Raw genomic sequence first — 13085 nt, forward strand, 5'->3', positions numbered from 1 at the left:
TTTATTTAAATTTTTCCTACAAGATCAAGACTTGGTTTTAATGTTTCAGATCCTTCTTGCCATTTAGCTGGGCAAACTTCACCAGGATGCTGGCGAACATATTGAGCTGCTTTAATTTTATTAATAAGGGTGCTCGCATCACGACCAATCCCGTCTGCATTAATTTCCATTGCCTGAACGATACCATCTGGATCGATGATAAATGTGCCGCGATCGGCAACACCTTGTTCTTCGACAAGGACATCAAAGTTACGAGAAATACCGTGGTTTGGATCTCCAATCATCGTATACGTAATTTTTCCGATAGCTCCTGATTGTTCATGCCAAGCTTTATGTGCATAATGAGAATCCGTTGAAACAGAGTAAACCTCGACGCCAAGTTCTTTTAGCGAAGGATATTGTTCTTGAAGATCTTCTAGTTCAGTAGGACAAACGAATGTAAAGTCTCCTGGGTAGAAGCAAACAACACTCCATTTTCCTTTCAAAGTTTCGTCTGTAACCTCAATGAACTCACCATTTTGATAAGCCATTGCTTTGAATGGTAGAATTTCTTTTCCGATTAATGACATAATGTAAGTACCTCCTGAGATGTATATAAATTGATTTAAAAAACAAGAGAAAATAACTATCAGTTGTTTTTTTATTATAATTTCTTAAATAGAATTATTCTAATTACAAACTTATTATTATATAAATTTTATTATATGTCAACGAAAATGTTTGATTTAGTTCAAAGATATTTCAGTTATTCTGTAGAAAGGAATTTTTCAATTAATGTAATCATTTCTCAATTAACTTTTTGTTTTTCTATTTATTTGAAATCAATCGAATGATTTGTTATCATAATTATTATAAAATTTAAACAGATTGTGAGAAAAAGCGGGATGATAGGGATGAAGTATGATTGTTTGGATGTGAATAATATAGAAGAACTTTCCACTCTAGAAAAAACGTTAGAAGTAAATTGGCAGCGCTTTCTAAAAACAGGGGTTCTGCCCGAGAATCAGCGATCCGTTATTCATGCATCATGGGATCGTTGTAAACAGCATTTTGTGAATCCCTTAAAAATGAAGGCGAATATCATTTATTATGGTAATGCATTGGAGGAGAAAAGGGAACAAAATCAAATTCTACTTGATAATGCTAAGCCGATTATCGATTCTCTGTTTCAATATTACTCACAGGAAATGGTAACCATTTCCTTATTTGATAGTAATGGAATTATGATTGATCATTTAGCACATCAATCGATAGCAGACAAAATAGAAATATCCGGGTTTATACCAGGATCTGATTGGTCTGAGAATGTTGCGGGTACGAATGCGATTGGAACGGGATTATTAGAAAGAAAGCCGCTACAAGTCTTCTCAAGAGAGCATTTTTGTCAAGGTTGGCACCCATGGGTATGTACATCAGCACCGATCCGGGATCCTTTTACTAATCAAGTAATAGGGATGCTGGGGTTAACAAGTGAAAAGGATTTTGTAATTGGACATGATATCGAATTAGTCAAGAATCAATCGAAAAAAATCTCTCATTCTCTCAGTTTGTCGATGATGAAGGAACATGGATTCCTTTTTCAATCTCTTTATAGTAGTAATCAAGATCCGGTTATCATTTTTGATCTATCAGGTAAAATGATCTGGGGAAATCACGCGTCTACCTATCTATTACATGTTTCGGAAGGCATTTCTTTGTCTCAATTTTTAGGATATCCACAAGATGAAATTCTCACTGGTTCACCAACACTACAGATTAATGGCAATTTAATAGACGGAAAAACGTGGGATATTACGATTCACCCGTTTCGGATTGGTAGTCAATTACTAGGTGGAATGGCCATTTTTCAAAAAAACAGCGCACAAACAGATTCAGAATCTAGCCGTAAACAATTAACAACGAAACACGTATTTGATGGAATGGTTGCCAATACGAATACCATGACTAACCTCATTGAAAAAGCCAAAAAGGCAGCTTTTTCAGATAAAAATTTATTTATTCATGGGGAAACAGGTACTGGAAAGGAACTGCTTGTTCAATCCATACACGCATTTGGTCCTAGAAAATCATTTCCTTTTGTGGCTGTGAATTGTGGGGCCATTCCGAAAGAGTTAATGGCAACTGAGTTATTTGGATACGAAAGCGGTGCATTCACAGGTGCTAAGACTAAAGGGAAAAAAGGGAAGTTTCTATTAGCTGACAAAGGGACTATTTTTTTGGATGAAATTGGTGACTTGCCGCTGGACGTTCAGGTTTATTTACTTCGAGTCTTGGAAGAACGTGAAATCGTACCAGTAGGTGGAAATGAATCCGTCCCGATTGATGTGCGGGTGGTTTGTGCGACACATAAAAATTTAGAAGAAGAAGTGAGAAAAGGGAATTTTCGTGAAGATTTATTTTATCGATTAAACGTCATTTCACTAGAACTACCTCCTTTAAGAGAAAGAAAGGAAGATATTCCTTTATTAATTGAGAAATTTCTAATGACTGAGAATAAAAGCCTTAAAGTGTCAGAAGAAGCTAAAAAGGTATTAATCGATTATCATTGGCCAGGTAATATTCGACAGCTCAAAAATTGTATTGAACAAGCGGTTTTTCATGCAAATTCAAATGTCATTCTACCAGGAGATTTACCGAAAGAAATAAGAACAGGGCAAAAAGAGGAAATGCCAAAAAAGGAACTATTGAAAACGGATAAAGATACATTATTGAATACACTGCACCAGTGTAATGGAAATGTGACGAAAACGGCTCAATTATTAAATATTTCAAGGATGACTGTGTATAGAAAAATAAAGCAATATCATTTAACAAATGTAATAAAGTAATTTATGACGATACCTCAGTAAAATAAGCCGAGGTATTTTTTTATTATGTAACATGTTACAACGAATGTGACAAAACTTGTAACAAATTTTCTTCTGTTACACATCTCTTTGTGTAGAAGATTCCTATTTTATAAGGAATTAATATTAATTATCAGAAATTTTAGAATTGGCACAGAAAATGCATTATTAAGATGTAAATACTATTAAAGTTTATAAGGAGGAAATAGAAATGAATCAATTAACGAAAACGCTAACACATGTAGAGGCAATTGCTAAGGCTAAAGAAGTAGCAGAAAGAATTAAAACACGGTTTCATTTAACAGAAGAACTATCTCGTCAACCAGAAGAAAACATCCAAGATTTTATTGATTCAGGATTAGTTCGATTAATGACACCAAAAAAATGGGGTGGACATGAATTAGGATTTGATACTTTTTCTAAAACTGCTATTGAAATCGGGAAAGCAGATCCGTCTGCAGGCTGGTGTTATACTCTTTTAGTCATTCATTCATGGATGTTTGCCTATTTTCCAGAGCAAGTACAACGTGAGGTATGGGAAAACAACCAGGATGCTAGTATAGCCTCTTCATTTAATCCTGCTCCGGGAAATACCGTGGTTTCGGTTGATGGTGGTTATCTTTTGAACGGTGAGTGGGGCTATTCTTCAGGAATTAACCATGGTGAATGGGTAATGGTAATGGGATTTGTGGATGTGAATCCTGAAAATGGCGCCCCGGGTGAAATATTAATGATGATGGTCCCTAAAGAAGATTACGAGATTCAACATACATGGAAAACCGTTGCAACTAGAGGAACTGGTAGCAATCATGTTTCATTGAAAAATGTATTTGTTCCAAAACATCGTACCCTGGATATGATTGGATGGTGTCAAAAAGGGGAAGGTCCTGGTAGAAGTGTGAATACAAATCGACTTTATAGTCATCCGCTATTTGCTGCAATGCCTGTTAGCTTGTCATCCGCTTTATTAGGGGCTAGTATCGGGGCTTATGAACTATGGAGAGATACGATGAAAAGTAAAGTAAGTACACGAAATGCAAAAGTAGCTGATTTTACTCATTCTCAAATTCGTTTAACAGAAGTATCTGCTGGGTTAGCAGCTGCTGAAGCACTGTTAGAAAAAACGATCGAAAGATTAGAAACAGGCGAACCCATTGAAACGTATGAAAAAATACGACTTCGCCGAAATTACGGGTATGTGGCCAGAATGTGTAACCAGACAGTCAAAACCATTGTTGATAATAGTGGTGCAGGAATCGTCTATGAAGGAAACCAAATAAACCGCTATTGGAGAGATGTACAAGCATCATCCATGCACTATGCCTTTAACTTAGACATGTTAGGCGAAATGTTTGGAAAATTAGAGTTAGGAATATCGCTAAATCCTAAAACAACATTAATTGTATAAGCTAAAGGTGACAGGCACCTTCCAGTTTCTGGAAGGTGCTTTATATTTTTTACTCAATTAATCTTTACAACTTTTAAATAATTTATAATTGTCATATAATAATAGATATATATTACGCTATACATGTAATACAATAGTTATAACGAGACAGATTGGAGTGTGGTTACCTAGTATTTTGTTGGCTCGGTACGTAACTTCAAAGCATTCCTTTCTGTAAATCTAAGGGGAAAAGGTTGGTATAGATGAGCAACAGTGAAAAGAAAACAGATATCATTTTAATTGGAGCCGGAATCATGAGTGCCACCCTTGGGACACTTTTGAAAGAATTATTGCCGGACAGAAAAATTACCGTATTTGAGAAATTAGCGAAAGCAGGGGAAGAGAGTTCAAATGAGTGGAATAATGCAGGAACTGGACATGCAGCACTTTGTGAATTGAACTACACAGTTGAAAAACCGGATGGAAGCTTAGACATTAGCAAAGCCATCCGAATTAATGAACAGTTCCAGATTTCGATGCAGTTTTGGTCTTATCTTGTTCAAAACAAGCTGATCCAAAATCCACAAGACTTTATCATGCCATTGCCTCATATGAGCATGGTTCAGGGAGAAAAAAATGTTGCTTTTTTAAAGAAACGTTTTGAAGCGCTATCAAGCAATCCATTATTTAAAGGGATGGAATTTTCGGATGCCCCAGAAAAGTTAAAGGAATGGATGCCGCTAGTAATGAAAGACCGTACATCTAAAGAACCGATAGCAGCTACAAAAATTGACAGTGGGACAGATGTGAATTTCGGCGCACTAACCCGAATGTTATTTGATCACCTACAGAGTAAAGACGTAAACATTCACTACAAGCATTGTGTACAGGATGTTAAAAAGAACAGCGAAGGTTTATGGGAATTGAAGATCAAAAACCTTGATAGTGGGAATGTTGAAACTCATACGGCTAAGTTTGTGTTTATTGGAGCAGGGGGAGGTAGCCTCCATTTACTACAAAAATCTGGTATCCCTGAAGGAAAACATATTGGTGGATTTCCTGTTAGCGGAATATTCATGGTGTGTAACAACCCGGAGATCGTTGCACAACACCATGCCAAAGTGTATGGGAAAGCGAAAGTAGGAGCGCCGCCCATGTCGGTTCCTCATTTAGATACCCGTTTTATTGATAATAAAAAATCATTGTTATTTGGACCGTTTGCGGGCTTTTCACCTAAATTTCTAAAAACAGGCTCCAATATGGATTTATTGAGTTCTGTTAAAACCGATAATCTATTTACCATGATTTCAGCTGGCGCTAAAAATCTTGGATTGACAAAATATTTAATTGGGCAAGTCATGTTATCAAAAGAACAACGAATGGAAGAACTACGAGAATTTATCCCAAACGCGAAAGCAGAGGATTGGGATTTGATTGTAGCAGGTCAACGGGTACAGGTTATTAAAGATACAGAGGATAGAGGCAAAGGAACCCTCCAATTTGGTACAGAAGTGATTACCTCTGCAGATGGTTCCATTGCGGCATTACTTGGTGCCTCTCCAGGAGCATCAACCGCTGTTCACGTCATGCTAGAAGTCATCACGAAATGCTTCCCTGAATATATGATGGAATTTGATTCGAAATTGAAAGAAATGATCCCTTCTTATGGTCTTTCTCTAATGGAAAACCCAGAATTATTAACCAAAGTTAAAACGTCTGCAACGCAAATTCTTGGTCTAAATGAAAAGAACCCGGTTCATAGCTAAAGAATGAGTTTTTTCACTATAAAGGAACCTTCCCAATTAAATGGAAAGGTTCCATTTTTTAATGTCTTATTAAATAATCGAAAGCACCTAAAGAAGCGGTAGCACCTGATCCCATGGAAATAATAATTTGTTTATATTTTGTATTCGTACAATCGCCAGCTGCAAAGACTCCAGGAATGCTTGTAGAACCACTGTAATCGACGATCACTTCACCATGTGAGTTTAATTCGACAGTCCCTTGCAACCATTCAGTATTCGGAATGGTACCAATTTGTACAAATATCCCTTCTAATTCGATGTGGTGTTTTTCACCCGTTTCTGTATTAGTGTAGGAAATACCGTTTACTTGGTCCGTACCTGTAATTTCTTCAATTTGTGCATGTTGGATGACATTTACATTCTGTAGTTTAGTCAGACGTTCTTGAAGAACCGGATCAGCTTTTATCACGGAACGAGCCAAAAGCGTGACTTCCTTAACGATACCTGCTAAATCAATGGCTGCTTCGACACCTGAATTTCCGCCACCAATCACGGCAACATGTTTACCTGCAAATAATGGACCATCACAGTGGGCGCAGTAGGCAACGCCTTTGTTACGAAATTCGGTTTCTCCTGGCACTCCGGCATTTCGCCAGCGGGCGCCAGTTGACAGGATCACCGTTTTACTCTTAAGAACAGCATCATTTTCTAATTGGACTTCAATATAATCGTCTTTTTTCTCAATATGTTTAGCACGTTGCAGGTTCATAATATCAACGTCATATTGTTTTACGTGTTCTTCAAGTGTAGCGGCAAGTTTTGGACCCTCAGTGTAATTAACAGTAATTAAATTTTCAATTCCAACTGTATCTAAGACTTGTCCACCAAAGCGATCAGCAACAATACCTGTACGGATTCCTTTACGTGCTGAGTATATGGCTGCACTAGCACCAGCTGGACCGCCCCCAACAATCAGGACATCAAATGGATCCTTATTAGAAAACTCTGATGCATCAGGACCGCTTCCAAGTTTAGAAAGGATTTCTTCCAAAGACATACGACCGCTTTCAAAAAATTCTCCATTTAGGTATACCGTTGGCACAGCCATGATTTTTTTCGCTTCCACTTCTTCTTTAAAAGCAGCACCATCAATCATCGTATGTGTGATACTTGGGTTGAGCAAACTCATGACATTCAAAGCTTGTACAACATCCGGACAGTTGTGACAGCTAAGACTAGCGTATGTTTCAAAACGATAATCACCTTTTAGGTTTTTAATTTGAGTGATCACTTTTTCATCTACTTTAGGTGCACGTCCACTAACTTGTAATAAAGCAAGAACAAGTGATGTAAACTCGTGACCGAGAGGTATGCCTGCAAACGTAATACCGGTGTCTTCACCAGGGCGATTGATGCTAAAACTTGGAGTTCTCTCTAAAGCGGTTTTTTCCACTTGTATGCTGGATGACATCGCTGCCAATTCCTCTACTAAATCAGACATCTCATTTGAGATTTTATCTGTACTGACACTTAATTTAATATGTACTTCGCCTTCCATTAATTGTAAGTATTGTGACAATTGAGATTTAATTTCTGTATCTAACACCATATTTATGTCCTCCTTTTTCTAAAAAAAATTAAATATGATACCACCATTATACTATTTTAAATAATGATGTGTCCTTCTTGATTGTGAAGATTGAGTTACTTTTGCTACAATATAATTATAAATAATATCTATTTAGAATTATTTTAATTATGTACTTATTATCATATAAAACATTGACTTTGTCAATTGGTTTATATGAGATAGGTGCTAGGCACCATCCATAATTGGGGAATTCTATTGTTCATAAATTATACAATACTTGGATGGATGGGTTCCCAGATTGAGTTTTTCCATCCCAGAAAGGAGAGAAATACTTTGGTAAGCAAGATTCTATTAAATGAAAATGTCATTGAGGTACACCGTTTCCAACAAAGAGAATTAAACGGATTGCAAGAGATATTGGTAGAGTTTAAGGTAAGTAGTGAGAACTACCATGATATAGCTGTATTATTATATCAACAAACATTTGAGGTAGTAGTACCTGAGATTGGTTTACAATTTAAAGGAACGATTCAGCAATATTCCACATCGATTACTAACTTATATGAAAAAGATCAAATTGGAGATTACTCATTAACGTTGCGTGAAACCCATAATTGAGAAAGAAGGGGTCAAATGAAATTAAGTATTTTGGATCAGTCGCCAATATCGTCCAATCAAAGTGCAAGAGCGGCTCTTGAAGAATCTGTGAAATTGGCTCAGGTAGGAGATGAACTGGGATATACTCGCTACTGGATAGCTGAACATCATGATTTACCAGGACTTGCCTGCTCGGCACCAGAAGTGATGTTAAGCTATATAGGAGCAAAAACAAAGAATATTAGAATAGGCTCGGGAGCGGTCTTACTCCCTCATTATAAGCCATATAAAATCGCTGAAACCTTTCATATGCTGGCTACGCTATTTCCAAATCGCATTGATATTGGAATAGGACGTTCCCCTGGTGGTTCAGCTCAAGCTACAAATGCATTGTCTGATAACTTTTTACAACAGGTTTGGAAGATGCCTGTTTTAGTTAAGGATTTACTTCATTTTTTACATAATGACTTCCCAGAAGAACATGAGTTCTCAAAAGTGAAAGCTTCTCCAATTCCAGATATTTCACCAGAGCCATGGCTTCTTGGAACAAGCAAGAAAAGTGCTATACTCGCTGCAGAAAATGGTTTGCCTTATGCTTTTGGTCAGTTTATGAGTGAGCAGGATGGGGAGGCAATCATACAAGAATATAACGAACGTTTTACACCAAGAGAACCCGGACAACAACCAACCGTAATTTTAACAGTTTCAGCGATTTGTGCGGAAACGAATACAAAAGCAGAAGAGCTTGCCTTATGTTCACTCATGTGGTCACTACAAAAAGAAAAAGGGAAAGGTCAACAAGGTGTACCATCTTTACAAGAAACAAAGCAGTATGTCCTTGATTCAAAAGAACAATCGACTTTTAAAAAAATGAAACAGAATATGATACTAGGAACTCCGCAAGTTGTAAGAAATAAATTAGAAGCCATACAGGAACAGTATCAAGCTGATGAAATCATGATTGTTACAATTACGCATTCACCAGAAGATCGAATTCAATCCTACCAATTGATCGCAAATGAAATGTTATAGTTAAATAGACTGTATTTAATAAGGAAAGAGGGATGACGAAGGTAAAAATATCGATATCACCGATGGAATGCTGACTCACTCAGATAATTTTTTTGCTTATTTAAACAAGACAACAAGAGAGGTGGTTTATCTTACTTCGATCCATGAAAGGAAAAGGTACACTCCGTCGTTTTAGGGAGAAGATCGACTTTCTAGGACTGACACAAAAGAGGCATTAAATACCGAAATCATCAATAAAAAGCAAAAGACTTTTGTAAAAAAATTGAAATATATAGAATAACTATGGGCACCTTCCAGTTTATGGAAGGTGCCTGTCACCCCATTTTTAGTCTAATTCCATTTTAAATTCTACATGGTCCCCAATAACATGGGGGACTTGAATGCTGATGATAAGCGCATCGTCTTGAATGAAAGTGAATATTCCATGCTGATTGTCATTTAAATTTGGAAGATCCGCTTGATCGAAGGCCTGCTTGAGTACAGATGGATTCATGCTTTCAACATAATCTTTTACAGCATTTGTTAATTCCTCGTTAGGGGGATTTTCTCGATCCATATATGGAACGGATTTGAACTTTTTAATAAATTCTTCGTTGACCTGGACGAAATCATCTAATCTTAATTTTTCACCATTAGGAAGATCAAGATTCGTTGTAAAAAGTAAATAACTAGGATACATGCCGCCTTTAAAATAGTAATCGCCTGTATAACGAATACTTAACGTATATGGAGTATTTAACATGACTTCATAGTCCATCGTTAATGTTGCATCAACATCCTCATATTGAGCGACATACTCAAGAATTTCTTTTTCTAATAATTCATTGATTTGCTGTTCTTTTAATTTATCTTCCATTTGGGTAAGTTGCGGATAATGAATGAGAAATCCTCCATTTTGATAGGTACTTTTCTTTAATTGATAGGGTTCTTTCATTTGATCTTTAGCAGGTATCTCTTCAATTGTAACTGATTCTTGTTCACTATCAGGAGGGTTATTTTCAACTAATGGTTCATTGGCAGGGAAGTTATTTTCCACCTGTTCACTTTGACAAGCAGCTAGAAATATACTGAGACTGGCAATAAGAAGCCATGTTCCTTTTTTCATCCATAACTCAAATCCCTTCATTAAAATGAAATCCACCTAAATATATGATCAAATTGTTGCCATATGAACGAACTAGCCTGCATTTTCCGCAAATAATTGTTTCTTTTTCCAGTTACCCCATTTAAAGTAGGAAAATGAGAAAATACTGCTAATGATAAAACTAATCCCCATTCCAAAGGCAATACCGTTTTGCCCCATAAAGGAGGAGCAAATATACGTTAATGGATAACGGAGAATCCAAAATGAAAGGATATTCAGCACCAACACTTGATACATTGCTCCAGATCCTCGAACAATGCCATTTAAGATAAAATTCAATCCAATAAAAGGATAGAAGAAGGCAATGATTTTTAAGTAATCAGTTCCAAAGTTTACCGCTTGAGTTTCCTTAATAAACAATCTAGTTAAAGGTTCAGCAAAAAGAAAGATAAGAACCGCAATCACGATCATAATCATAAAATTAATCAATGCCCCGAAAATGGCGATCTCTCGCACACGATCCCAGCGATTCGCACCGATATTTTGACCCGCCATGCTATTGACAGCCGTTCCTAATGCCATCGCGGGTAATGTAATCAAGCTGTCAATTCGTTGTGAAGATCCAAATCCAGCCACGACAGCCCCACCAAAGGAATTGACGACGGTCATGATAGCGGTAATCCCAGCATAAATCACGGCCATTTGAAGACCAGACGGGATGCCGAGTTGCAGAATCAATTTTACTTCTTCCCATTTAGGCAGTGAAGGGTAGGTAAATGGTACGACTTTGAGTTGCAATGTGTACAAGAATCCCAGTATAAAGGCTATTCCTTGTGAAAAGACCGTCGCTAGAGCAGCCCCTTGGATTCCCCAATTAAAAACAGAAATGAATAAGGGATCTAGAATACTATTTAAAATTGCTGCTACCAACACAAATATTAAGGGGGTTTTACTGTCTCCAATAGCCCTTAATACAGTAGCGATAAAGTTGTACCCCATTAAAAATAAGATCCCTAGAAAATTAATTTGTAAGTAAGCATTTGCTTCTTCCAACATCTCTAGAGGGGTATTTAACATCACTAATATTTGTTTGGAAAATAGAAAGCCAATGATTCCAACAAGAACAGATAATAAACTAAGAACAACGACAAAAGCATTTAAATACGTCTTTAATCCATGTATGTCTGCCTTACCTTTTTGCTGAGAAAGGATGGTCAATGAAGCATTATTGATCCCAATAATAAATGAAAGAATGGTCAACACGACAGTGGATGATATGGTCACGGCACCGAGAGCATCGGCACCGAGTAAGTTTCCTACCCATAAACTATCAATAAATTGATAAGATACTTGTAATAGATTGGTAAGCATAATCGGTCCGGAAAAAAGGAGTAATTGTTGCATTACTCGACCTTTTGTAAAATCGTGGATAGCCAAAAAAAGAGCACTCCTTATCTAAAATGAATTCTTAAGATATTCTAACAGACTATGAAACATTCTTTAAATGTTATGATATAGTAGTGGCCGATTAAAAAAAAGGAAAAGACCTCCAGGTTCATGTAAAGTTATCTAAATGTATATTTGTTATAAAAGGATATATTTTATAGAAAAGATGAAAGACTTACAAACCTTCCAAATAATGGGAGGTGCCTGTCACCTTAAAAGGAAAAAAGTGGTTGTTTGTCGAAGTATATGGTATAGACTAGAAGTTTTTAATTCTGTCTAATCATAATGAGTCGGGGTGATCTCATGACAAGACAATTAATTGTTCCTATTGATGAATCCACACATTCTCATCGAGCTTTACAATACGCATGTACGGTGGCAAAAGAGGTGGATGCCCGGATTATGCTTGTTAATGTCCAACCAAGCTATGACACATTTCCAAATATTCATCGATTTGTATCTAAAGCAGATATTGAATTGTATATTCAAGAAACAGCTGAAGAAATTTTAGAAAAAGCGATTAAAGCAGTAGAGCAACTAGATGTGGAGCTAGAGAAGGTAGTATGTACAGGGGTTCCGAAAGTCGAGATTACGAAACTAGCAAAAGAACGGAAAGCAACCAGTATCATTATGGGTACTCGGGGTTTAGGAGCTGTAAAAAGCGCCTTTATCGGAAGTGTTAGTTTAGGAGTTTTACAGCTAGCCCCTTGTCCAGTTACATTAGTTCCATAATTTTACAGGTGTCAGGCACCTTCCAGTTTCTGGAGGTGCTTTGAACTGCAGTTTTTGGTATTCCTTCTGTATTCCATACATATAATGTAATATTACAACTAAGATTTGACTAGAGGGGGAATTTCATTGACCATTACAGCGATTGGCTTTGAGCTAGTTTCCTATCAGGCTATCCCCATGTTACCAGGTCATACTTTTGTGATCAGTGTTAAACAAAAAGACGGTAAAACCTTATTAAGTACGGGAAAAGATGTCTATCATAGTAATGGGTTAGTATTATCAAACAAACGAATTACTGCAACAGGTCGCCTCCATCATTTACCAGAACGTAATTCTCTCTTTAATGGTTCCCTCGAAACGATTGCTTGTATTCCAATGGAAATTTTATTGGAAAATCCATTAGATATTTGGATAGATCTGAGAACACCAAACGAAAAAATAACCAGTCAACTTAAACAAACAGCCTATATTTATTTTATTAAACAAGTCGATCAGAACTTTAATCAAGTTCCTCTATATTTTGAACCTACCTCTGTCCATTCTCTTTCTCCCACAGAGATTCGCTTTGAAGTTACTCTTCCATAATCTGCAAAAAAGAATAGAAAAGACAATCTGTCTTATCTAT

The 13085-nt window shown here is 36.7% G+C and carries 11 protein-coding genes; 7 read left to right on the top strand and 4 right to left on the bottom strand.

Features of this window, described 5'->3' with window-relative positions:
• Positions 1-5: 5 nt before the first annotated feature.
• Positions 6-569 (bottom strand): alkyl hydroperoxide reductase subunit C, encoded by a 564-nt coding sequence (ahpC, locus tag Q5760_RS13025; RefSeq protein ID WP_428908080.1) that lies wholly within the window; start codon positions 567-569, stop codon positions 6-8.
• Positions 570-914: 345 nt separating this feature from the next.
• Here ahpC and Q5760_RS13030 point away from each other — a divergent pair, with 345 nt between their 5' ends.
• From Q5760_RS13030 to mqo, 3 genes are all read left to right on the top strand, one after another.
• The gene (locus Q5760_RS13030; protein WP_428908081.1) at positions 915-2828 is read left to right on the top strand and encodes a sigma-54-dependent Fis family transcriptional regulator; all 1914 of its coding nucleotides are present in this window, start codon (positions 915-917) and stop codon (positions 2826-2828) included.
• A 229-nt stretch (positions 2829-3057) separates the two neighbouring features.
• On the top strand, positions 3058-4254 hold the full coding sequence (locus Q5760_RS13035) for a hypothetical protein (protein ID WP_428908082.1): 1197 nt from the start codon (positions 3058-3060) through the stop codon (positions 4252-4254).
• Positions 4255-4496: 242 nt separating this feature from the next.
• Positions 4497-5999, top strand: a complete 1503-nt coding sequence (gene mqo, locus Q5760_RS13040; protein WP_428908083.1) for a malate dehydrogenase (quinone) — start codon at positions 4497-4499, stop codon at positions 5997-5999.
• Between the two features lie 58 nt (positions 6000-6057).
• Here mqo and ahpF read toward each other — a convergent pair whose 3' ends face one another.
• Positions 6058-7587 carry an alkyl hydroperoxide reductase subunit F gene (gene ahpF / locus Q5760_RS13045; protein ID WP_428908084.1) on the bottom strand — a complete coding sequence of 510 codons (1530 nt, stop codon included), beginning with the start codon at positions 7585-7587 and terminating at the stop codon, positions 6058-6060.
• Between the two features lie 315 nt (positions 7588-7902).
• Between ahpF and Q5760_RS13050 the strand changes: the two genes are divergently transcribed.
• Together Q5760_RS13050 and Q5760_RS13055 are read left to right on the top strand one after the other, a co-directional pair.
• A complete protein-coding gene (locus Q5760_RS13050) occupies positions 7903-8187 on the top strand; it encodes a DUF3219 family protein (protein WP_428908085.1) in 285 nt (94 codons plus the stop codon).
• A gap of 15 nt (positions 8188-8202) precedes the next feature.
• Positions 8203-9198 (top strand): LLM class flavin-dependent oxidoreductase, encoded by a 996-nt coding sequence (locus Q5760_RS13055; protein ID WP_428908086.1) that lies wholly within the window; start codon positions 8203-8205, stop codon positions 9196-9198.
• Positions 9199-9523: 325 nt separating this feature from the next.
• Here the strand turns inward: Q5760_RS13055 and Q5760_RS13060 are convergent, their stop codons facing one another.
• The gene (locus tag Q5760_RS13060; protein WP_428908087.1) at positions 9524-10324 is read right to left on the bottom strand and encodes a hypothetical protein; all 801 of its coding nucleotides are present in this window, start codon (positions 10322-10324) and stop codon (positions 9524-9526) included.
• Between the two features lie 51 nt (positions 10325-10375).
• On the bottom strand, positions 10376-11719 hold the full coding sequence (locus tag Q5760_RS13065) for an MATE family efflux transporter (RefSeq protein ID WP_428908088.1): 1344 nt from the start codon (positions 11717-11719) through the stop codon (positions 10376-10378).
• 294 nt (positions 11720-12013) lie between these two features.
• On the opposite strand from Q5760_RS13065, the gene Q5760_RS13070 reads away from it, so the two are divergent.
• Together Q5760_RS13070 and Q5760_RS13075 are read left to right on the top strand one after the other, a co-directional pair.
• Complete coding sequence (locus Q5760_RS13070) at positions 12014-12460, top strand: universal stress protein (RefSeq protein ID WP_428908089.1); 447 nt, start codon at positions 12014-12016, stop codon at positions 12458-12460.
• A 126-nt stretch (positions 12461-12586) separates the two neighbouring features.
• Complete coding sequence (locus tag Q5760_RS13075) at positions 12587-13045, top strand: hypothetical protein (protein ID WP_428908090.1); 459 nt, start codon at positions 12587-12589, stop codon at positions 13043-13045.
• Positions 13046-13085 lie beyond the last annotated feature (40 nt).

It is taken from the genome of Niallia sp. Kr1 (assembly GCF_050389805.1).
Lineage (GTDB): Bacteria > Bacillota > Bacilli > Bacillales > Cytobacillaceae > Bacillus_BD.

What these genes read in the sequence shown, in the direction of transcription:
- ahpC (WP_428908080.1), bottom strand. Translation starts at nt 569, where the DNA reads ATGTCATTAATCGGAAAAGAAATTCTACCATTCAAAGCAATGGCTTAT.
- Q5760_RS13060 (WP_428908087.1), bottom strand. Translation starts at nt 10,324, where the DNA reads ATGAAGGGATTTGAGTTATGGATGAAAAAAGGAACATGGCTTCTTATT.
- mqo (WP_428908083.1), top strand. Translation starts at nt 4,497, where the DNA reads ATGAGCAACAGTGAAAAGAAAACAGATATCATTTTAATTGGAGCCGGA.
- Q5760_RS13055 (WP_428908086.1), top strand. Translation starts at nt 8,203, where the DNA reads ATGAAATTAAGTATTTTGGATCAGTCGCCAATATCGTCCAATCAAAGT.
- Q5760_RS13035 (WP_428908082.1), top strand. Translation starts at nt 3,058, where the DNA reads ATGAATCAATTAACGAAAACGCTAACACATGTAGAGGCAATTGCTAAG.
- Q5760_RS13070 (WP_428908089.1), top strand. Translation starts at nt 12,014, where the DNA reads ATGAGTCGGGGTGATCTCATGACAAGACAATTAATTGTTCCTATTGAT.
- ahpF (WP_428908084.1), bottom strand. Translation starts at nt 7,587, where the DNA reads ATGGTGTTAGATACAGAAATTAAATCTCAATTGTCACAATACTTACAA.